The organism is Allobosea sp. (assembly GCF_051860145.1).
Taxonomy (GTDB): domain Bacteria; phylum Pseudomonadota; class Alphaproteobacteria; order Rhizobiales; family Beijerinckiaceae; genus Allobosea.
In genome coordinates this window covers 154,519-175,155 of record NZ_JBHYEM010000007.1, presented here as the reverse complement: position 1 = coordinate 175,155, position 20,637 = coordinate 154,519, and the positions used below count along the sequence as shown (strand labels likewise).

The 20,637-nt window shown below is 67.9% G+C and carries 21 protein-coding genes; 10 read left to right on the top strand and 11 right to left on the bottom strand.

Annotated elements, in window-relative coordinates; all coding sequences use genetic code 11:
- Window positions 1–5: 5 nt before the first annotated feature.
- Window positions 6–647 carry a histidine phosphotransferase ChpT gene (gene chpT / locus ACTIF2_RS14480; RefSeq protein WP_439497790.1) on the bottom strand — a complete coding sequence of 214 codons (642 nt, stop codon included), beginning with the start codon at window positions 645–647 and terminating at the stop codon, window positions 6–8.
- Between the two features lie 137 nt (window positions 648–784).
- Here chpT and ACTIF2_RS14475 point away from each other — a divergent pair, with 137 nt between their 5' ends.
- Complete coding sequence (locus ACTIF2_RS14475) at window positions 785–1,627, top strand: 3'(2'),5'-bisphosphate nucleotidase CysQ family protein (protein ID WP_439497789.1); 843 nt, start codon at window positions 785–787, stop codon at window positions 1,625–1,627.
- Window positions 1,628–1,630: 3 nt separating this feature from the next.
- Here the strand turns inward: ACTIF2_RS14475 and ACTIF2_RS14470 are convergent, their stop codons facing one another.
- Complete coding sequence (locus ACTIF2_RS14470; protein ID WP_439497788.1) at window positions 1,631–2,149, bottom strand: YHS domain-containing (seleno)protein; 519 nt, start codon at window positions 2,147–2,149, stop codon at window positions 1,631–1,633.
- Window positions 2,150–2,373: 224 nt separating this feature from the next.
- On the opposite strand from ACTIF2_RS14470, the gene ACTIF2_RS14465 reads away from it, so the two are divergent.
- The 4 genes from ACTIF2_RS14465 to ACTIF2_RS14450 all read left to right on the top strand — a co-directional run bounded on the left by ACTIF2_RS14465 (window position 2,374) and on the right by ACTIF2_RS14450 (window position 5,931).
- Window positions 2,374–2,952, top strand: coding sequence for a DUF1134 domain-containing protein (locus ACTIF2_RS14465; RefSeq protein WP_439497787.1), 579 nt, complete (start codon window positions 2,374–2,376; stop codon window positions 2,950–2,952).
- A gap of 88 nt (window positions 2,953–3,040) precedes the next feature.
- Window positions 3,041–3,916: a coiled-coil domain-containing protein gene (locus ACTIF2_RS14460; RefSeq protein WP_439497786.1), complete on the top strand. Its 876-nt coding sequence runs from the start codon at window positions 3,041–3,043 to the stop codon at window positions 3,914–3,916.
- Window positions 3,917–4,125: 209 nt separating this feature from the next.
- Window positions 4,126–5,064 (top strand): sugar kinase, encoded by a 939-nt coding sequence (locus ACTIF2_RS14455; protein WP_439497785.1) that lies wholly within the window; start codon window positions 4,126–4,128, stop codon window positions 5,062–5,064.
- Window positions 5,065–5,070: 6 nt separating this feature from the next.
- On the top strand, window positions 5,071–5,931 hold the full coding sequence (locus ACTIF2_RS14450; protein WP_439497784.1) for a TIGR01459 family HAD-type hydrolase: 861 nt from the start codon (window positions 5,071–5,073) through the stop codon (window positions 5,929–5,931).
- Between the two features lie 5 nt (window positions 5,932–5,936).
- On the opposite strand, the gene ACTIF2_RS14445 is transcribed toward ACTIF2_RS14450, so the two are convergent.
- Window positions 5,937–8,303, bottom strand: a complete 2,367-nt coding sequence (locus ACTIF2_RS14445) for a glycosyltransferase family protein (protein WP_439497783.1) — start codon at window positions 8,301–8,303, stop codon at window positions 5,937–5,939.
- 31 nt (window positions 8,304–8,334) lie between these two features.
- A complete protein-coding gene (gene ribA / locus ACTIF2_RS14440) occupies window positions 8,335–9,462 on the bottom strand; it encodes a GTP cyclohydrolase II RibA (protein ID WP_439497782.1) in 1,128 nt (375 codons plus the stop codon).
- Between the two features lie 281 nt (window positions 9,463–9,743).
- Here ribA and ACTIF2_RS14435 point away from each other — a divergent pair, with 281 nt between their 5' ends.
- A complete protein-coding gene (locus tag ACTIF2_RS14435) occupies window positions 9,744–10,334 on the top strand; it encodes a cytochrome b (protein WP_439497781.1) in 591 nt (196 codons plus the stop codon).
- Window positions 10,335–10,508: 174 nt separating this feature from the next.
- Here the strand turns inward: ACTIF2_RS14435 and ACTIF2_RS14430 are convergent, their stop codons facing one another.
- The 4 genes from ACTIF2_RS14430 to ACTIF2_RS14415 all read right to left on the bottom strand — a co-directional run bounded on the left by ACTIF2_RS14430 (window position 10,509) and on the right by ACTIF2_RS14415 (window position 13,864).
- Complete coding sequence (locus tag ACTIF2_RS14430) at window positions 10,509–11,345, bottom strand: class I SAM-dependent methyltransferase (RefSeq protein ID WP_439497780.1); 837 nt, start codon at window positions 11,343–11,345, stop codon at window positions 10,509–10,511.
- The gene (locus ACTIF2_RS14425; protein WP_439497779.1) at window positions 11,345–12,394 is read right to left on the bottom strand and encodes a glycosyltransferase family 4 protein; all 1,050 of its coding nucleotides are present in this window, start codon (window positions 12,392–12,394) and stop codon (window positions 11,345–11,347) included. Before ACTIF2_RS14425 ends, ACTIF2_RS14430 begins: the two co-directional genes overlap by 1 nt.
- A complete protein-coding gene (locus ACTIF2_RS14420) occupies window positions 12,391–12,792 on the bottom strand; it encodes a 6-pyruvoyl trahydropterin synthase family protein (RefSeq protein ID WP_439497778.1) in 402 nt (133 codons plus the stop codon). The genes ACTIF2_RS14425 and ACTIF2_RS14420 overlap by 4 nt, the downstream gene beginning before the upstream one ends.
- Window positions 12,793–12,856: 64 nt before the next feature.
- Entirely contained in the window at window positions 12,857–13,864 is a 1,008-nt protein-coding gene (locus tag ACTIF2_RS14415; RefSeq protein WP_439497777.1) for a zinc-dependent alcohol dehydrogenase, read from the bottom strand.
- Between the two features lie 45 nt (window positions 13,865–13,909).
- Here ACTIF2_RS14415 and mdoH point away from each other — a divergent pair, with 45 nt between their 5' ends.
- A complete protein-coding gene (mdoH, locus tag ACTIF2_RS14410; RefSeq protein WP_439497776.1) occupies window positions 13,910–15,730 on the top strand; it encodes a glucans biosynthesis glucosyltransferase MdoH in 1,821 nt (606 codons plus the stop codon).
- Complete coding sequence (locus tag ACTIF2_RS14405; protein ID WP_439497775.1) at window positions 15,727–16,485, top strand: FkbM family methyltransferase; 759 nt, start codon at window positions 15,727–15,729, stop codon at window positions 16,483–16,485. The genes mdoH and ACTIF2_RS14405 overlap by 4 nt, the downstream gene beginning before the upstream one ends.
- A gap of 35 nt (window positions 16,486–16,520) precedes the next feature.
- Here the strand turns inward: ACTIF2_RS14405 and ACTIF2_RS14400 are convergent, their stop codons facing one another.
- Entirely contained in the window at window positions 16,521–16,835 is a 315-nt protein-coding gene (locus ACTIF2_RS14400; protein WP_439497774.1) for a DUF1127 domain-containing protein, read from the bottom strand.
- Between the two features lie 57 nt (window positions 16,836–16,892).
- On the bottom strand, window positions 16,893–17,351 hold the full coding sequence (locus tag ACTIF2_RS14395) for a DUF3237 domain-containing protein (protein ID WP_439497773.1): 459 nt from the start codon (window positions 17,349–17,351) through the stop codon (window positions 16,893–16,895).
- Window positions 17,352–17,443: 92 nt separating this feature from the next.
- Here ACTIF2_RS14395 and ACTIF2_RS14390 point away from each other — a divergent pair, with 92 nt between their 5' ends.
- Window positions 17,444–18,301 carry a LysR family transcriptional regulator gene (locus tag ACTIF2_RS14390; RefSeq protein WP_439497772.1) on the top strand — a complete coding sequence of 286 codons (858 nt, stop codon included), beginning with the start codon at window positions 17,444–17,446 and terminating at the stop codon, window positions 18,299–18,301.
- A 275-nt stretch (window positions 18,302–18,576) separates the two neighbouring features.
- The gene (locus ACTIF2_RS14385) at window positions 18,577–19,557 is read left to right on the top strand and encodes a hypothetical protein (RefSeq protein ID WP_439497771.1); all 981 of its coding nucleotides are present in this window, start codon (window positions 18,577–18,579) and stop codon (window positions 19,555–19,557) included.
- A gap of 249 nt (window positions 19,558–19,806) precedes the next feature.
- Here the strand turns inward: ACTIF2_RS14385 and ACTIF2_RS14380 are convergent, their stop codons facing one another.
- Window positions 19,807–20,568 (bottom strand): hypothetical protein, encoded by a 762-nt coding sequence (locus ACTIF2_RS14380; RefSeq protein ID WP_439497770.1) that lies wholly within the window; start codon window positions 20,566–20,568, stop codon window positions 19,807–19,809.
- Window positions 20,569–20,637: the final 69 nt, after the last annotated feature.

The following is a 20,637-nucleotide window of genomic DNA, read 5'->3' as shown; positions in this document are numbered from 1 at the left end:
GACTTTCATTCCGCCTTTTCTGCGGTGATCGTCACTGTCTCGCCGTCGATGGCGAAGGCGATCTTCATGTTCGCGGCGCGCGCGACCATGCCGGCATAGAGCGGCTGGACGGCATGCGCGTCGATGGTGCCGGTCTCGGAGCGGCCGGCGAGCAGTTCCTCGACATGGGCCGGAATGCGGGCATGCGAGCCGGTGGCGTTGATTTCGAAGCGCCCCTGCTCGCCCTCGACCGTCGCGCGAGAGACCAGGCGCCCGCCGCGCGGCACGGCCTGGGCCGCCAGGATCAGCAGGTTGAGCAGCAGCTTGACCTGGTTCTTGGGCAGCAGCGCGCGCGGCGCCTCCCAGTCGAGCGAGAGCTTGTCGTCGTTGAGGAAACCGTTCGCGACCGTGCCGGCGTCGCCGAGATCGATCATCGCGCCGGCCGAGCCGGCGGCGCCGAAGGCGAGGCGCGCGAATTGCAGGCGGGCCGAGGCGCTGCGCGCGCTCTTCTTGATGAGCTCGAGCGCGAAGTCGCGCATCGACGGGTCGTCTTCCTCCAGCACTTCCAATGCGTTGACAATGGCGCCAACCGGGCTGATCACGTCATGGCAGACACGGCTGCAGAGTAGCGCGGCCAGGTCGAGCGGCTCGAGCGAGATGGCGGTCATGGCTTATGTCCTGGAATCAGCGTTTCGGGGCGCTCATGGCAAATGAAGGCCGGTGGAACTAGATATGGTGCTATCTTGGTTTGCATGTGGTTAACCGTATATTCACCGGCAAGACAGCCGGCCGGCACGAGACGATCATGATTGCCCCCGACGATCCGCGCCTGCGCGATCGCAATGCACTGGCCCGGAAACTGGCCGAGGCGGCCCGGCTCAGCGGGGCCGTGCTCCTGGCCATGCGCTCTGCGACGGATGTGCGCGTGAAGGCCGATGGATCGCCGGTCTGCTCGGCCGATCTTGCCGCCGACCGTGCGGCCAAGGCCGCGCTGGCGCGGCTTCTGCCCGACTTCCCCGTGATCAGCGAGGAGAGCGCCGAGGCGGCCGTGACCGCGCCGGTCTTCATCCTGCTCGACCCGCTCGACGGCACGCGCGAGTTCCTGGCGGCCGGCGGCAGCTATTGCGTCGCCATCGCCATCGTGAGCGGCGACAGGCCGATCGCCGGGGCGATCGCCGCGCCTGAGATCGGGCGGCTCTGGTTCTCCGGGGAAGATGCGTTCACGCAAGCCGTCACGGCGGAAGGGGAGGCGATCGGCGAGGCCGTCCGCATCGGCGTGAGGGCCGCACCGAAGGACGGGCTCGTTGTCCTCGTCAGCCGCTTCCACGGCGATGCGCTCAGCACCGGTGTCCTCGCTGCGATGTGCAGCTCCGAACAGATGCCGATGTCCTCGGCCGTGAAGTTTGGATTGATCGCGAGTGGCGAGGCCGACCTGCATGTTCGCGGCGGGCCGACGATGGAATGGGACATCGCGGCCGGCGACGCCATCCTGACCGCAGCCGGCGGTGTCGTCAGGATGCTTGACGGGAGCCTGCCGCGCTATGGCTGCGCCGAGCGGAATTTCCGCAATCCGCCTTTCGTCGCGGCGAGCAGCGAGGCGTTGGCCGAGCGGGCGATCGCCCTGGCGAACGAGATGGCGCCGGGCTGACCCTTAGCGCGCGATCAGGCGGCTGACCGCGGGCCAGTTCGCCTCGGCGAGATGGTGCAGCGAGCCTTCCTTGACGAAGCGCTGCCTGTTCTCGTCCGTCCGGAACAGGAACAGCCGCGAATCAACGATCGCGAAGCGATGCGGGTCGCTCTCGACGGCGCGGCCCTCGGCCACGGCCGACGGGTCGAACCCGGCAAAGGCCGGCTCATAGACCTCCGGCGCATCGCGAAAGGCGGCGAGGTTGCCCGCCGTGCTGAAGCGCCAGATGACGCCGTCATGCAGCAATTCGTATTCGGAGCGGCCGGGAATCGCCCGGCCCTCGGCCTGATAGGCCACGGGATCATAGCCGCGCAGCGCCAGGCCCGAGCGGGCGTCACGCAGCATCGTCTCGCCGAGGACGGGAAGCTCAGGCAGGCCGGCGGGGAGGGCCGCCGGCTGCGCCAGCACGGGCTGGATCGCGAGCATCAGGGCGACGCCGCCGACCGCGATCGAAATCCAGCGCTGCCATTTTACGGCCTTCATCGCAGCAAATCCTTTGCCGATGGCGAGGAGACGGATTCAGCTTTCGGCCGGAGGCGCGGAGCGACCTCCACTGAACGCATCCGGCTCCAGGCGCAATCTTCACGGGTTGGATACTCTTGCGGCGTATCAAACTGGTTACCGAATTGTCGCGCATTTGCGCGATGCCGCGCCCCGCCGCGCATGTGGCCGTCTGGTCGCGATGCGACGCCTAGCCCGGAGTTTCCATGATGAACCTCACTCGCCGTACCCTCCTGACAGGCACGGCCGCCTCGGCTGTCATCAGCGCGAGCGGACTGCCGGCCCTCGCGCAGCGGGCCCCGCAATCCTTCTCGCAGACCGAACTCGTCTCCTCCGGTCACCAGTTCTTCGGCAATGTCTCGCGCGGCCTCGCGCTGACCATCGAGGAAGCCGTTCGCCGCTGGGGCGAGCCGAACGGCTATGTGCTGGGCCAGGAGGCGTCGGGCGCCTTCGTCGGAGGCCTTCGCTATGGCGAGGGCACGCTGTTCACCCGCAATGCCGGCGACCGCAAGGTGTTCTGGCAGGGGCCGTCGGTCGGCTTCGATTTCGGCGGGGAGGGCGCCCGCACCATGATGCTGGTCTACAACCTGCCGGCGGTCGAAGCGCTGTACCAGCGCTTCGTCGGGGTCGATGGCTCGGTCTATTTCGTCGGGGGCTTCGGCTTCACGGCGATGGCGGCCGAGGGCGTGACCCTGGTGCCGATCCGCACCGGCGTCGGCTGGCGGCTCGGCGTCAATCTCGGCTATCTCAAGTTCACGCCGAGCGCGACCTGGAACCCCTTCTGATCGGGGCAGGACCGCTTCTACTGGCCATTCGGGGCCTGCCATGGCAGGCTTCCGCTTGGGGGGCGTTTCCTGACTGGAGCGTCGTGACGTGATCGAAGCCGCCATGCTCATTGCGCTCGGCTTCCTGGCTGCCACCCTGCTGGCGCTGGCGGCCTTGCCTGCGCTCGCCCGCCGCGCCGACCGGCTGGCGCGAAAGCGCGCGGAGGCGGCCTTTCCCCTGTCCCTGGCGGAAATCGCGGCGGATCGCGACCACCTGCGGGCCGAGCTCGCCTTGCGCGAGCGCGCGCTGGAGAAGCGCGCGGAAAGCGGTTTCGCGGCCCGGGCCGACGCCATGGAGGAACTCGGCCGCCGCGACATGACGATCGGCCGGCTGGAGCGGGAGCGCGACGCGCGCGTCGCCGAGCTCGAAGGCGGCCTGACCGCCGCCTGCGCCGATCTGGCCAAGATGCGCGATGCGCACGCGGCAGAAAACGCCGCCCTTGCGCAGGCCAATCTCGCGATCGAGCAGCGCGTCAAGGACGTCACAGCGCTCGAGCATAGCCTGGACGAGGCACGGGCGGCTCTGGCCCAGGGCGCCGCGGAACTGGCGCAGTCCCGGAGCGAGACCGATGCGCAACGCATAGCGCAGGTCGAAAGCCAGACGCAGCTTCTCGTGCTTCAGGGCAAGCAGGACGATCTCGATGACGCGCTCGCCGCCAGCAAGCACGCCCTCGACCAGGTTTCGGCAGGTCTCAGGGCGATGACGGCCGATCGCGACAGCGAAAGATTGCGGGCGGATGGCTTGGCGGCGCGGGCTGCACAGGCGGAAGCCGGCCTCGCTGCCGCCGATTCGCGCAATACCGAGATGACGGCCGAGATCGCGCGCCGCGAGGGCGACGAGAAACCCGCGAGGCCTGCCCGCAAGCGCGCCGAGAATGGTCCAGGGCGAGCCGGCCCCTTCGCCCGACGCGAGGCGGCGGAATAGGTCGCGCGCTTTCGGCGGAAAACCGTTTCCTCCTTTCCCCTCTGATGCTTTAGGAAGGCGCGCCGGCCTAGATCGCCGCGCGTCCGATTGGACGCGATAACGGTGATCTATGCATTTGTTATCGCATCGGATTTTTCCGAAAAGTGGATTCCACTTTTCGGTCCGATGCGGTAGGCCGCGCATATAGGGCTCTCGCGCGGGACGGTGCCGTGACTGACAAAGCGATTGATATCCTCTGCATTGGCGAGCCGCTGGGCGAATTCAACGCGACTCGCGGCGAAGCGGGCGCCTTTCGCTTCGGCCTCGGCGGCGACACCTCGAATTGCGCCATCGCGGCGGCGCGGCAGGGCGCCTCGGTGGCCTATGCCGGTGCTCTTGGCGACGACAGTGCCGGTCGCACGTTCCGGGAAGCCTGGGCCAGGGAAGGGGTCGATGACAGCCGGGTCGCGACCCATCCGAGCGCGCCGACCGGGCTCTATTTCGTCGACCATGGCCCGAGCGGCCATGTCTTCTCCTATTTGCGCGCTGGCTCGGCCGCGAGCCTCTACGGACCGCGCGACCTGCCGCTCGACCTGATCGGCTCGGCCAAGGTGGTGCAGGCGTCGGGGATCAGCCAGGCGATCTCGGCGAGCGCCTGCGATGCGGTCTTCGAGGCCTTCGCGGTCGCCCGCGCGAACGGCGTGACGACGGCCTATGACACCAATCTCAGGCTCAAGCTCTGGCCGCTGGCCCGGGCGCGCGCGATCATCAACGCCGCCTGCGCGATGGCCGACATCGTGCTGCCGGGCTTCGACGACGCGACCCAGCTCACCGGCCTGAGCGAGCCCGACGCGATCGCCGATTTCTATCTCGGGCTCGGCGCGAAGATCGTCGCGCTGACGCTCGGCCATGAGGGCTCGCTGGTCGCGACGCCGCAGCGGCGCGAGCGCTTCGTGCCGATCAAGGTCGATGCGATCGACGCCACGGGAGCCGGCGACTGCTATGACGGCGCCTTCCTCGCCGAATATGTGCGGACCGGCGATCCTTTCGCCGCGGCGGCCTATGCCAATGTCGCGGCTGCGCTTTCGACGCAAGGCTACGGCGCCGTCGCGCCCCTGCCGCGGCGGGCCGAGGTCGAGGCGCGAATGGCCGTTGAGGCGAGGGCATAAGCAGACATGAACGTTCCGATTCTCGACGAGGCGGGCGATCTGCTCGCGGACTACGACGTGCTGATCAGCGACGTCTGGGGCGTGGTGCATGACGGCGTGCTGGCGCTCACGCCGGCCTGCGAGGCCCTGATGCGGTTCCGCAAGGCCGGCGGCGCCGTGGTGCTGCTGTCGAATGCGCCGGGCCCTTCGGAGCAGATCGCTGGCGTGCTCGACGACAAGCGCGTGCCGCGCGAGGCCTGGGACAGGCTGGTGACCTCGGGCGACGTCACCAAGGCGCTGATCGCGGCCAATCCGGCGCGCCGGATCTATCATATCGGCTGGAAAGCCGATTGCGCGGTGTTCGACGGGCTCGATGTCGAGCTTGTTGGGGAAGACCGGGCCGAGCTCGTCGTCGCCACCGAGCTGAACGATTACCGCCGCGAGACGCCGGAGGATTATCGCCCGCTGCTGACGCGGCTGGCGGCGCGCGGCCTGCCCTTCATTTGCGGCAATCCCGATCTCGTCGTGCATGTCGGGCATGACCTGCTGCCCTGCGCCGGCGCGCTCGCGACGATCTACGAGGAGCTCGGCGGCAAGGTCGCCTGGGCCGGCAAACCGCATCGCCCCGCCTATGACCTGGCGCTCGCTGCCGCGCGCGAGGCGCGTGGCGGCCGCGAGATCGATCCGGCGAAGGTGCTGGTGATCGGCGACGCGGTGCGCACCGATCTCGCCGGCGCGCGGATGATGGGTTTCGACAGCCTGTTCGTCGCCGGCGGCATCCATCGCGACGAGACGATCCTCGCCGGCGTGGTCGATCCGGTCGGCGTCGCGCGGGTGCTGGCCGGGCAGCCGGCCGTGCCCGTCGCGGCGATGGCGGCGCTCGCCTGAGCGGCTCAGACCGGAGGCGCCCGGCGCGCCTTCAGCCAGTGGCCGATATCGGCATAGAGCCCTTCCAAGGGCCGAAAGACGAAGCGGATGGTCGAGCGCCCGGGCGGGACGGCCACGGCCCTGAACAGGACATTGGCACGCAGCATCGGCGCCGGCTTGCCGTCGACCTCGACCTGCCACCAGTGATGCCAGACATCGTTGAGCACGACGAAGCCGCCGCGCGGCGCCTCGGCTGCGAGCGCGATCTCGGTCGTGCCGTAATCGACGATCCGCACCGAGCCCGGTTGTGCCGGGCCGGTGGGCAGCGGCGGCGGGTCCTGCTCGAGCAGGACCGTGCTCTTCGGGTCGAAGCCCGCCGGCCATTGGCCGGTTTTCAGAATCGCGTCGAAATCGACCTTCTGCGCCTGGGTCACCAGGAGCACGCGCGGCAATGCGCGCGGGTTCTCGTAGACATAGGCGTCACGGGTACGGGCGATCTGGACGAGGTCGCCGGGCTTCAGGTTCTTGTCGATCTGCTCGACCGGGACGCCGGTCGCGATGAAGCGCAGGCCGAGCATGTCGGCGAGCAGCGAGCGATAGCCCGGCATCAGCGCCGAGAAGGTCCGCTGATCCGGCAGCGCGACATGGTCGCCGGCGCCGGTCGCCTTGCTGTAGAGCCCGAGCCGGAGCGGATTGTAGCCGAGCGTGTTGTCGAGCTCATGGACCAGGCTGGCATTGGGCCAGTGGAAATCGATGCCGGCGAGCTCGATACGGTCGCGCCTGTCCGGCGCTGCGGTGCGCGCCGTCTCGCGCTTCAGCAGGGCGATGGTCTCGTTGCTGCTGTCGGCGCGCAGGACCTCGTAGGTCTCCGAGGGCAGGGCGGTCGATTCGCTCGGGCCGTTATTGACCGAGAGGTCGATCGTCAGGGTCGCCGCCAGCACGATGGCGGCCGCGATGCGCGAGCCACGCAAGGCGAGCCCGCGCGCGGCGACCAGCGCGCCGGCGCTGAGCAGGCCGCAGAGCAGCGCCGTCAGCACGGGAATGACGGCAAGCGGAAGGCGCCCGACCGTCCAGGCGAGCCAAAGGGCGAGACCGAGCGCTCCAACCAGCAGGGCGGTCTCGACGAGCCTGTGCCATAGGCGGGCGCGGGGCGCGGCATCGGTCATGACGAGATGGGTCAGGTAGCCGCCGAGAAGCGCGAGCAGCGCGCCCAGAATGAAGAGCGCGTCGGCGGGACGGCGATAGAGGTTCACGCCCGGCAGCGCCTCGAAGATCAGCCGGAAGCCCGGCGTATAGCGGCCCAGCGCATAGACCAGCACGACCGCGGCAGCGACGGCGAGCGCGACGATCTCGCGCCGGAACAGCGCGCCGCGCACCAGCCCGACCGTCAGGATCAGCAGCATCGGCAGCAGGCCGAGATAGAGATCGCTCATGTTGCGGGCGAGGTAGAGGTCGAGCGGCCCGAAGCGCTGTTCCCAGGCCGGGCTCGGCGGTCCCCAGAAATTATCGAGCGGCCCGGCCGTGCCGTAGAGATTGGCGATCAGGCCGGTGAGGAGCGAGGCCGGATGCAGCGAGCCCTTGCCGGCGCCGAGGAGATCGATCTCGGGCCGGTTGGATTCCTGGGCCAGGAAGGCGGTGAGCAGGATCGGCACGGTCGCGATCAGGACGGCGCCGAGCGTCCCGGCGAGCAGCGGGCCGATGCTGGTGCGAAGTGCGCGGAGCGGATTGCGGGCCATGGCGATCGCGGCGATCACCAGCCCGGCCAGCACATAGACGCCGATCAGCGCGACCTGGTCGCGGCCGAGCACCATGAAGCCCGCGACGATGCCGGCGGCAAAGCCGTAGAGCAGCGAGCTTCGTTCCAGGGTGCGGGCGAGCAGCAGCAGCGTGATCGCGAAATAGCCGAGGCTGAGCACCTGCCCGACATGCTGGATGCGCCAGGCGGCCGACGCGCCGAAGGCGAAGGCGAGCGCGGCGACGACCGCGCCGGCCGGATGCCAGTCGCGATCGCGGAAGATCAGGACGATGGCGAAGGCCCCGGCGAGAAGCGTGCCGAGGACGGCGCCGTCGCTCCAGCGGAAGCTCGGCGCCGGGTTCAGGGCGGCGATCAGGGCGAAGGGCGGCGAGAAGATCAGCGATTGCGGATCGGCGACCTGCGGCGAGCCGGCGAAGACGAAGGGCGTCCAGAAGGGCGAAAGCGCGCGATGCCAGGCTGTCGCCAGGAACTGGAGCTGCGGATGGAAATGCGCCTTGGCGTCCCAGGGGATGGTGACGATGCCGGAGAGCCAGGGCCAGGACAACGCCAGCCAGGCGCAGAACACGATGGCAAACACGCTGGCGAGAGGCCAGCGTGCGGGAAGCGTCTTGGGAGGGCTGGTCTCGGACCCGGACATTCCTACCGTCTGCCCGAAGGGGCTATGACGATCAATCCTTCGGCGCGGCGCGTGCCATCAGCGCGTCCATGTCGATGATGTGGCCGGCCCGGTCGCGCTTGGAGGCGAGGTAGCGCACATTGTGCACGTTCGGCCGGCCGAGCACGCGCTGGGTCGCGGCGACCTCGAGCCCGGCCGCCTTGATGGCGCCGACCTTGAGCGGGTTGTTGGTCAGGGCCGTCACCTGGGTCACGCCGAGCTGCTTCAGCATCGCGGCGGCGAAGTCGAAATGGCGCTGGTCGAGGTCGAAGCCGAGGATCTCGTCGGCGTCGTAGGTGTCCCAGCCCTGGCTCTGCAGGCGATAGGCGCGCATCTTATTGGAGATGCCGTTGCCGCGGCCTTCCTGATCCAGATAGAGCAGGATGCCGCCGTCATTCTCGGCCATCCATTGCACGGTTTCGCGCAGCTGGTCGCCGCAATCGCATTTCAGCGAGCCGAACAGGTCGCCGGTCAGGCAGGCCGAGTGCAGGCGCACGGGCACGGCCGCATCCAGCTTCGGCTTGCCGACGATGATGGCCACCTGGTCACGCAGGCCCTCGCCGCCGCGGAAGACGACGAATTCGGTCTCGGGAGCGCCTTCGAGCGGCACGGGGGCGCGCCCGACAATGGTCAGCGAGGCTGCCTGGGCGGCGCGATAGGCGCCGATCGCGGCGACGGCCACCTCGACCAGCGGCTCGCCCGCGACCGCCTCAGTGGAGACCGGGACCAGGATGGCGGCCGGCAGCACCAGCGAGAGGCGGGCGAGTTCGAGCGCGGCATTGTCGATGTCGCGGGCGGGAGCGACAGGCGCATCGACCCTGGCCTCGGTCTTCAAAGCCAGCGTCTCGATGCGGGCGAGGTCGAGGGTCGGCATGGCGAAGATGCCGGTTTCGCTGCGGCCCTTGGAGCCGAGTCGGCGCAGCCGCGCCGCGGTGAGGACGAGATGGGCCTGTCCCTGGGCGAGATCGTCGAGCCGCTGGGCCAGATCGGCCGCCAGCAGCTCGGCGGAGAGCGCCAGCGCCAGGCTGGCGCCGTCGCGCAGCAGCACGGGCCGGCCGGCCCTGAACTCGGAGATCGCGCGATCGACGGTCACCAGGCTGGTTTCGTTCGGGGGGCCGAAGAGCGTACGCGACCCAGACATCGGCGACTTAGGCATCGAACTGTCCGTCAGATTGCGCCGGGAACCGGCGGAGGAGTATCTGTTCTACGATCGGGACATCGCAGCGGATGCACGACCGGCCCCCGGCTTCCAAACGTACCGGAGGACGGACGGTTCCCGTTGCCAAACCCTTCTCGTCGGCTGAACCTGTCAGCCATCCAATCTGTTGCCGCCCGCTGTATAGGAACGTGACATTGAACACGAGATGAATGGGCGAGGCCAGCGGCCCATCGCGACGAAACCCATGCGCTCAGGAGGGGACCATGCAGGACCACGAACGCATCCGCGAACCCGTCTCCGCAGCCGATGCCCGGCCGGTCTACAGCCCGGCTGCGCGGCGGTTCCACTGGCTGACGGTCGCCTTCGTGCTGGCGCAGATCCCGCTCGGCCTGGCGATGACCTATCGCGGCAACACGCTCGATATCTGGGATGCGCTGACCGACAACCTCTATAGCGCCCACAAGCTGATCGGCTTCCTGCTGCTCTGGCTGATGGCGGGGCGCCTGATCTATCGCCTGCTGCACGGCGCGCCGCCGGACGAGCCCAGCTTGCGCTGGTGGCACAAGGCTGGCTCGCATCTGGTGCATTGGCTGCTCTACGGCCTTCTGCTGGTCGTGCCCCTGCTCGGCTGGATCGGGGTCTCGCTGTTCCCGGCCGTGACGATCTTCGGGCTGTTCGACCTGCCCTCGCTCGCCGCGCCGAACGAGGATATGGCGAAGCGCGTGCTCGATATCCATGGCCGGCTCGCGATCGTCATGGCGCTGCTGATCGCAGTGCATATCGCGGCCGCGCTTTATCATTATCTGATCCGGAAGGACGGCGTGCTGCGCCGGATGCTGCCGGGGTTGAAATAGGGTGTGCCGTGATCTGAGGGAACCAGAACTCCGTCATCCCAGGCAAGCGGCTTTGGCCGCGTAGACCCGGGATCCATGCCGGAGCGCTATTCGTAAAGGTTCCGGCATGGATCCCGGCTCTTCGCTTCGCTCGGCCGGGATGACACCGGTTCCAGCTGAAATCAGCAGGCGGCCTCAGACCGGCCGGGCCCAAAGATCCTGATGGCCGATCAGGCCGGAGGCCTGGCGCTTCGCCTCGAGCCAGGCGGCGATGGCCTCGCTCTCGACATGGCCGGTCTCGCGGACGGCGTCGGCGATGCCCCCGGTGAGCGCCTGCACGAGTTCGGCCTGATCCTCGGCGATCAGCCAGGGGCTCTCGCCGGTCGAGACGGCATAGCCCGACTTGCGGAAGGCCTCGGCCATGGCGTCCGTCGCCTCCGGCCCGGCCGCGGGGCCGAAACCCTTGTCGCCATGCTGGTGGTGGTGGAAGGCGGCCAGCATCTGCGCGTCAGTGGGGTGCTTCGGCTTCCAGCGCTCGCGGCCGTCATAGGTCAGCACCGTGTAGAGCGGCAGGCGCTGGCTGACGAGGGAGGCGACGAAGCGTTCGAGCCAGCGTTTCGAGGTCAGGTCGAACAGGGCGGCGGCCGTCACCAGGTCGGGTTGCCAGCCCAGGATCCATTCGAGATCCTTGGTGAGGTCGGCCTGGCGGACATCGACGCTGATGAGCTTGCCGTCCTTGCGCAGGACGAGCTCCTCGCCCTGCTCGCGGGCCTCGTCGGCCCAGTCGGCGAGGCGATGGCGCGCCGTCTCCAGAAGGCGAGGGTCGGAATCGACGAGGGTCCAGTGCTGCCGGTCAGGCAGGGCGGAGAAGCAGCCGCGCAGGTTGGAGCCGGCGCCGCAGCCGAGATCGACGACCGTCAGCGACGCCTTGTCGGCGAAATGCGCGCCTGCCGCGGCGAGGAGCTGCGGGTTGCGAGCCGCGTGGTCGGCGGGCTCGCGCAAGGCGAGCCAATCCGGGGAGAAGCCGCTCATCAAATCACCTTCCGGCATGTCTCGGCGACGATCGTCGCGGTATCGCGCCAACGCGGCAAGCCGGTCGCGGTAGCCCAGGCGGCGTCGGCCATGCGCGCGCGCAGCTCCGGCGCATCGATCAGATGTTTCAGGCCTTTGGCAAGTGCCGCCGCGTCGCCCGGCGCAACCTTGAGCGCGGCTGCATCCGGCGCGGTCTCGGCCGCCGCGCCACCCGTCGTGCACAGGACGGGCAAACCGCGCGCCAGGGCTTCGGTCAGCACCATGCCGTAGCCTTCGAACAGCGAGGGCATGACGAAGAGGTCGCTGCCGGCATAGGCGCGAGCCAGCTCCGCGTCGGAGACCGCGCCGGCCAGCGTGATCCTGTCCTGCAGCCCGGCCGATGCGATCTGCGCTTCGAGGGCGCGGGCCGTCGCAGGCGCACGGTCGGCGGCGCCGATGATGGTCAGCTGCCAGGGCCGCTCGGCCAGCGAACGCAGGGCCTCGACCAGGAATTCATAGCCCTTGCGCGGCACCAGCGAGCCGACGGCGAGCAGCTGCAGCGGCGCATCCGGGGCGCCGCCCTTGGCGCGCGGGGCGGGATCGACACCCGGCACCGCGACGGTGATCCGCTCCACCGGGACGGCGAAATCCGCGACCAGCAGGTCCCTTGTGGTCGGGCTCGTGACAATGACGGAGCTGGCATAGCGCAGCGCCGCGGTTTCGCGCACGATGGAGGCCCGGGCTTGCTCCTGGCTGAGCCCGGTCTCGAGGCCGAGCGGATGGTGCACCAGCGCGACGACACGGCCCGCCAGTCCGGCCGCGATGCTTTCGGGGAAGGCGCCATAGGCGAGGCCGTCGATCAGCAGCACGTCGTCATAAGGCTGCGACAGGATCAGCCGGCCGGTCTCGGCGAGGTCGGCATCGCTCGGATTTGGAAAAGAGGCCGGCAAAGCGAGGTGGCGGGCGGCGACGCCTATCTCGCGCCATTCGCGCAACAGCCGGCGATCATAGGAATAGCCGCCGGTCGGCAGATCGATGTCGCCGGGAATGGCGAAGGCGATGCCGCTCACGCGAGCGCGCCCTCATAGCTCGCCCGCGCCAGGTCGGTCTCGTGCAAGGTGACGCGAATGCGCGAGAGCCCGGCGCCGTCCTCGCCCAACGCGCCGGATTTCGCAGCGGCTGCCATGGCGTCGAAGATATGCCTGCAGAGGAATTCCGTGGTGGTGAGCACGCCCTTGAATTGCGGGAGCGCATCGAGATTCTGGTAGTTCAGCGGCTTCAGCGTCCGGTTGAGCACCTCGAGCGCCGCGCCGATATCGACGACGACGTTCTGGCGGGTCAGCGTCTCGCGGAAGAAGGCGACATCGACCACGAAGGTCGCACCGTGCATGTTCTGCGCCGGGCCGAAAAAGGGATCGGGCAAGGAATGGCCGATCATGATGCGGTCGCGGACTTCGACGGAAAACATGGCCCAACTCCGGTTCGCCGGGGATTGCCGGCCGCCCTGTCTTGGCCAAAGCCCCAGCGTCAGGTCAATAGCGCAGAGCCGCCGTCAGCCCGGGCCAGCCGGCGGAGAGGATGCCGGGGAGCCTGGCGGGTGCGTCGGAAAAGGCGATCTCCTCGGTGATCAACGCATCGAGCTCCTCATTGGCCAGCAGCGCCATCGCGGCGCGGGCGCGCCTGGCATAGTCCCAGCGCGGACGGCGCGACGGCGCGACCTGGCCGACCTGCGAGGAGACGAGCTGAAGCCGCTTCGCATGGAAGGCGCCGCCGAGCGGGGCCGGCACCATGCCCTCGCCATACCAGCTCAGCTCGACGATGCGGGCCTCGAACCCGGCTGCGCCGATCGCGGTGGCGAGGCCCTGCGCCGAGGCGCTGGCATGGAAGACGAGGTCGGCATCGCCGGGCGCGTCCGCCGGCTGGGCGAAGCCGCAGCCGAGCCGGGCGGCAAGGGTGGCGCGGCCGGGATCGATGTCGACCAGCGTCACCTCGGCGCCCGGCAGCCTGGCGGCGAGCCAGGCGACGAGCAGGCCGAGCACGCCACCGCCGACCACGACGATCCGGTCGCCCGGGCCGGAGCCGGCGTCCCAATGCGCGTTGAGCGCGGTTTCCATATTGGCGGCGAGCACGGCGCGGCGGGCCGGCACGGTGCCCGGCACGATCGTCAGGCTGGCAGGCGGCACGACGAAGCGGTCCTGATGCGGATGCAGGCAGAACACGGTCTCGCCGACCAGTCCGGCCGGCCCGGCTTCGACCCGTCCGACGGCGCAATAGCCGTATTTCACCGGGAAGGGGAAATCGCCGTCCTGGAAGGGCGCGCGCATGCGCAGATGCTCCGAGGGCGGCACGCGGCCCTCGAAGACGAGACGCTCGGTGCCGCGGCTCACGCCGCTCCAGAGCGTTCGGACGAGGCAGTCACCCGGCGTCCGTTCGGGCAATGCGACCTCGTTCAGGGCGCATTCACGCGGGGCCACATACCAGAGTGCCCTCGCCGTCGAACTTGCGCCGGTCGTCAATGCCGGCTTTAGCTCCTGCGCCATCCTGTGCGGACCCTCGCCTAGCCTGATCGCATGACAGAAACTGCCATGAACCAGCGTCCCGCTCCGACCACGTTCCTGCCGGCGACGCAAGGGGCAGCCGATCCGCTGCCGGGGCTGACGCCCGCCGGGCTGCAGACCATCGGCGTGCTGCGGGCACGGCGCCTGCTGGTCCTGACGCTCAATCTCGTCACGCTGGGCGGCCTGCTCTACGGCCTCTCCTGGGTTCTGGGCGCCGGCGGCTGGACGTTGGCCGACGGCGTGATCTTCGTCGCCTTCCTGTTCGGCGCGCCCTGGACGGTGCTCGGCTTCTGGAACGCGGCGATCGGCCTCTGGCTGCTGCATGGCGTCGAGGACGGGCGCCAGCAGGTCGCGCCCTTCGCGGCCGATGGCGACGCCGCCGCGCCGATCGCGATCCGCACGGCGATCCTGATGACCTTGCGCAACGAAGACCCGGCCCGGGCCTTCGCGCGGCTGCGCATCGTCAAGGAGAGCCTCAATGCCACCGGCGAAGGCGGCTGGTTCGACTATTTCGTGCTTTCGGACACGAATGACCCAGCGGTCGCGGCACAGGAGGAGGCGCTTGCGGCCGAACTCGTGCGCGACGCCGGCGAGGATTGCAGCATCATCTACCGCCGGCGCGACGAGAATGCCGGGTTCAAGGCCGGCAATGTCCGCGATTTCTGCGAGCGCTGGGGCGAGCGCTACGAGGCCATGCTGCCGCTCGACGCCGACAGCGTGATGTCGGGCGAGGCGATCGTGAAGCTGACCCGGATGATGCAGGCGCATCCGCGGCTCGGCATCCTGCAGAGCCTGGTCGTCGGCATGCCGAGCCGCTCCGCCTTCGCCCGCATCTTCCAGTTCGGCATGCGCCACGGCATGCGGCCCTACACGATGGGCTCGGCCTGGTGGATCGGCGAATGCGGCCCGTTCTGGGGCCATAACGCCATGGTCCGGATCGCGCCGTTCCGCGATCAGTGCCACCTTCCGGTGCTGCCCGGCGGGCCGCCGCTGGGTGGCGCCGTGATGAGCCATGACCAGGTCGAGGCGACGCTGATGCGCCGCGCCGGCTACGAGGTGCGCGTGCTGCCGGAGGAGATGGGGAGCTGGGAGGAAAACCCGCCGACCATGCTCGACTTCGCCAAGCGCGACCTGCGCTGGTGCCTCGGCAACCTGCAATATCTCAAGCTGATGGACCTGCCCGGCCTGAAGCCGATGAGCCGCTTCCAGCTCGTCTGGGCGATCCTGATGTTCCTCGGCCTGCCGGCCTGGACACTGATGATCGCGCTGCTGCCGGTGAAGGTGATGCAGGATGCCGGCATTCCTGACTATCCGGCCGGGCTGGCCGCCTTCCTCTATGTGCTGTTCTTCGCGATGTATCTCTCGCCGAAGCTTGCCGGCTTTGCCGATATCCTGCTGACGCGCGGCGGCACGAAGCGCTATGGCGGCACCGGCCGCTTCATCGCCTCCTCGCTGATCGAGATCGTCTTCGCCTTCCTGCAGGGGGCGGTCTCGAGCTTCCGCACGACGCTGTTCGTGATCGGCCTGGTTTTCGGGCGGGCGAAGATCGGCTGGAACGGCCAGTCGCGCGATGCCCATGCGCTCTCCTTCGCCACGGCCTTCGCGGGGCTGTGGCCGCATCTGCTGTTCGGGATCTACATCTTCGGCACGCTCCTCGCGCTCTCGCCCACCGTGCTGCTCTGGTCGCTGCCGCTGACCGCCGGTTATGTGCTGGCGATCCCCTTCGCGATGCTGAGCGCTTCGCCGGCGCTCGGCGAGTGGTTTGCGCGCCGCGGGCTCTGCGGCATCCCGGAGGATTTCGACCCGCCGGCGGAGCTCGTCGCCATCCAGGCCGGGCCGCGCGCGTGAACGGCGTCGCCTATCCGAAAGGGACGGCCAAGGCGCTGGCGCGCTCGCTGCGCGTCTATCATGGCGACGCGGCGCGCAACGCGGCGATGGACGCGCTCTACGCGCGCTTCCTCAAGCCGGGCGATCTGGCCTTCGATATCGGTGCGCATGTCGGCGACCGGGTCTCGTCCTTCCGCCGGCTCGGCGCGAGGGTCGTGGCGCTCGAACCGCAGCCAGGTCCGGCGCGGGCCATCAAACTGATCCATGGTCGTGATCCGCAGGTGACGCTGGTCGAGGCGGCCTGCGGCGACCATCGCGGGATGGCCACGCTCAGGATCAACAGCGCCAATCCGACGGTCTCGACCATCTCGGGTGACTTCGTCGGCGCTGCCCGGGATGCGGAGGGCTGGCGCGAGCAGGTCTGGGATCGCGAGCTCACCGTGCCCTGCACCACGCTCGACAGCCTGATCTCGCGCTACGGCATGCCGGACTTCGTCAAGATCGATGTCGAGGGTTTCGAGGCCAATGTGCTGGCCGGGCTTTCGCGGCTGGTGCCGGCGATCTCCTTCGAGTTCACCACGATCCAGCGCGATGTCGCCGAGGCCTGCCTTGTCCTGCTCGAGACATTGGGGCCCTATCGCTTCAATGTCGCGCTCGGCGAATCCCAGACGCTCGAGCTCGACGAGGAGGCAGGCGCCGAGGCGATGGGCGGTTTCCTGCGCGACCTGCCGCACGAGGCGAACTCCGGCGACGTCTACGCGGTGATGCAAGCCTGATTCACGCCCACACGTTGGCTAGGTCAGATATGGGTTCAGAAGCCGCTCGGGAATCGTGAGCTGATCGCGTCGGCGCGCTCATGTCCCGGACGACGGCGGATTTCCCCGTCGAATTGCTCGCGCGATAGACCTACATCCTTGAGCTGCTCGTCAGTCAGTTCAAGCACTGCGAGCCGGCCGCTTGCTCTTTCCGCCGGCAGGCCGAACCAGCCGATTATCGTGAGCAGTTGCCCGAGCGGCGATTGCAGCAGAGCGATCCCGTCCGACGCTCCGGATTTGCGCCTGCCGTGTTCGCTGTCGGGCATGTCGAATGGTCCCATGGCACCAGCTGCATCGCCCTCGTCGAGCATGCGCCAGCAGCCCGCTTGCAACGTCGGTAAGCTGTGAGTGCGAAAGGGATGGCGCGGTCAGAGAACCTCAAAGACCTCGTATTCAACGCCACCCGGACACCGACCCCCTTTCGCGACGGCGACAATGCCGTTGAGCCATGCATGCGCGGGTGCGGCGGTTTCGAAATATGGCGTCGTGCGCAGATAGTACTCGGAGGGGTCGACCGTTTCACCGCGCGCCAAACGCTCGGCCACGACCTGCGACGCACGCCTGATCCCGCGATAGGTCATGAGGATCAGGCCTCCGTCCCCGGCGACCAGAAGCAGCCTGACATCCTGCTGAAATGTCCCATCGGCGCGAGCGAGCAGGAGATCGGAGCCGGCGAGCGGCGATACCTCCCCCTTCAGCCGCTCGCCTTCGAAACGCCCTCCCGAGACCGAGAAGATGCGCCGGCCGCCGGCCGGGGTCTGCCCAAGCTCCAACGTCGGATGAAGCGAGATGAAGAGCGTAAAAAGGTGCTGCGATTGCAGGGCCACGGCAAATCTCCTAATCTTCGGCCCAACACTGCATCCGAGCGCTCCGTCTCCAAAACGCGCTTTGCTTGTCGTCATCACAAGAGAAACTGATCATGCGGCCCTCCCTGGAGTCTCTGCGGGTCCTGGAAACGTGCGTCTCGGCTGGCAGCTTCGCGCGCGCGGCCGAACGCCTCTTTCTGACGCCGGCAGCGGTCAGCCTGCGCATCCGCACGCTGGAGCTCGAACTCGCTCAGCCACTCTTCGTGCGCGTCGGCCGGCGGGTCGTCCCGACAGAAGCTGCTTCCGAGCTGGCAGACCGGGTTCGAGAGGCGTTGGCCAGTATCAGCGCGGCGCTCGACGACTTTCGGGCTGCTCTGCCGCCACTCAGGGTCACGGCGCCGCCGACATTCGCCTCACGCTGGCTTGCACAGCGGCTGGCGCGCTACCCTGCGCCGGGAGTTCTCGGCATCGAGCTCGACGTCTCGACGGATATACGTGACCCGAATGCATTCGATGTCGCCATAAGAACGGGCCGCGGCGGATGGGCCGGGCATGAAGAGTATCCGCTCTCTCCCGTGGAAGTGACGCCGATGCTGGCACCTTCCCTGCTCGGGACGCGGGCCCTTTCCGCGCCCGGGGCGCTGGCCGACTTCGAGCTCTTGCCGCACCGCGACTGGGAGCGATGGTTTGCGGCGGCCCAGGGCGACGTGCCGAGCGGCCTGCGTTTTGCCGCGATCGATTATCCGACGCACGAGCTGAACGCCAACGCTGCGCTGACCGGCGCGGGCGTGGCGCTGCTGTCGCCCACGTTGTTTCAGCCGCTTTTGCGCGCGGGCCTGTTGATCGCGCCGTTCGGCTGTGTGCTAAGCGGGCCGGCTTGGCATTTTGCGCTGATGCGCGCGAACGACTCCCGCCCGGCCCCGCGGCATTTCTGTACATGGCTCTGCGAGCAGGCGCGCGAAGTCGCATGATCCGGGCCGGCGATTGCATTGACCACGCCTACCGGTCCGGCAAAGTGCGCGACTGGCGGCACTCCCGCGATGCCTGTGCCGCGCTGCAGGGCTGAAGCACTGCGGCGACCCACCTTTAGCAAGCTCCTCCGTTGCCGCAGTACCCGATCATGTGTGCTGCGCCACGCTTGCCACGCGCTTTCATCGGCGCGTGGCCCGTTCTATTGAGGTGGCCAGCTTGCGTTCATCTGGCCTTCGCCACCATGGCCAGGACAACCGCTTCTCGAAGGATGGACATGCTCAGCCTCGCCCGCCCGTTCGCCGTTTGGTTCGCCTTGCTCATCTCCGCTGCTACCGGCCACGCCGCCAGCGACGTCGCGGTCGAGATCAAGAACGAATCCGAACCCGTGCTCTGCGCCGAAAAGGACAACGTCACCATCAAGGCGATCTCGCCCGAGGTGCGCCGCTTCCAGATCGAGGCGGCCCATCCGGCCTATATCTCCGGGCTGGTGAAGGACAATTGGGAGGCGGACTGGACCGCCTGCGACATGACGGGCGATCCCGTCTTCAAGGCGCCGGTGCCGCCGCGGCGCGTGACCTTCTACGAGAGCATCGAATACTGGCTGGTCGGCTACACCTTCGAGAGCTTCTGGCGCCCGACTGAGACCACCTTCAAGGTCGGCGACCGGGTCGAGAAGGGCCTCCACCTCGTCCAGCTCTGGAAGCTCGGCAGGGACAAGTCCTACGAGGTGCTGGTGGTCTATCCGCAGGATGGCTACTGGCGCGCGCGGCCGATGCCGCCCCAGCATCTCGGCTTCTCCTCCTATGGCTCGTCCTTCCTGTTCGGGCCGATCGAGCAGGACGGGGCTCGCCCGGTGGTCAACATCAAGGAGATCGAGTTCGATCCGAAGACGCTGTCGTTCAAGATGAACTTCAAGGACGGCTCGGCCGGAACGCTCAAGCTCGACAGCGTCGACGAGAACCACATGGTGCTCGACGCCGTGCTCGACAGGCCGGTGACCGGCGGCAAGGGCTTCCTCGCCCTGCGCTCGATGTATGTCACCGAGTTCAACAACGACGTCGCCCGCATCGCGATACGCGAGCCGGGCGCGAAGGGCTGGCGCGAGGAGCCGCTGATGCCGTTCGACGGCGGCAAGGCGACCGACGTCTGGATGGGCCGCACCACCCATTCGCGCCACAACACCTCCTCGCCCGACATGGTCTTCCGGAATTTCTCGAAGGACCCGAACCCGCCGCCGAAGCCGGAGAAGAAGTGAGCACCGCTATCTGTGCTCGTCCGGCGACCAGGCGCTGAGCCCGCCGATTGGCGGGCTGATGACCGTGCCCTATCGGGCGATCCGGTTCGGCCGCAACGTCGGGATTGAGCTCAACCCCGGCTATTTCATGGACGGCGCGCTGCACTGCGCCGCCGCGGAAGAGAAGATCGCTGCCGAGCCTGTTCGATCTGCTCGACGCGGCCAGCGAGACGGCGCTTCAGGCGGCGGAATGAGGGAATGCTTGTGCATTCAAGACAGGGCAAGCTCGGTCGCGAGGCCGATTTGCGCAGAGAGTTTGCTCCTCCGGTCTTCGCCGGCCTGGCAGGCTTCGCGAAGCGCCGCGATCAGAGCTTGGTGTTGAGCAGCAAAGCGACCAGAAACTTCGGAGATGTCTCGATCGAATTGTGCCTCGGAGATGGCTTCAACCCTGCGCGCATCCCCGATAGTTCGAAGGTCGTTGACGGTAGTGATGATAAGTCTGGAGAGGGTAACGACCTGCTTCCGTTGCTCGTCAGCAATCAGTCCGCGTGGGTTGGCCGTGATGTGTTTCGAGTAATGATCGATATTACCTACAAAATTAAGTGTGATACTGGAGATTGACATGGCCATATTAAAATACTGTAGGGCGCCCTGATCGTTCAAGGCGAAGAAATCTTTAATAGTTTCTAGATTTCTTTCTATGAGTTTTCTTTTTTCTTCCTCAGTTTCTTCGGCGGTGATCATTTCTCGCAACAGCGGCAGGGCGAGCAATGCGGTTTGACGCTCGCTTACGCGCAATTGTTGAACGACAGGGGCGGCGGCAATCATGGCGGCCGCGAGGGCCATCCCCCCTGCGATGACGCCGCCCAGGAGAGCAAGCAGGCCGCCAATTCCGGATTGATATCGATTGGTCCAGAATTCGACGCAGCCCGCGGCTTCTCTAATCCTCAGCGCCTCGCGGTGGCGCGGGATATGGCATGCCGCGTCGCCGAAATACCAGGCCACGCCCCCCACGATCGCCAGCAACAACATCACGGCGCCTGTGTATCGGAGCAGTCTTCGCTTCAAAGTCCCCTGCATCACTCGAGGCTGACGCTACGT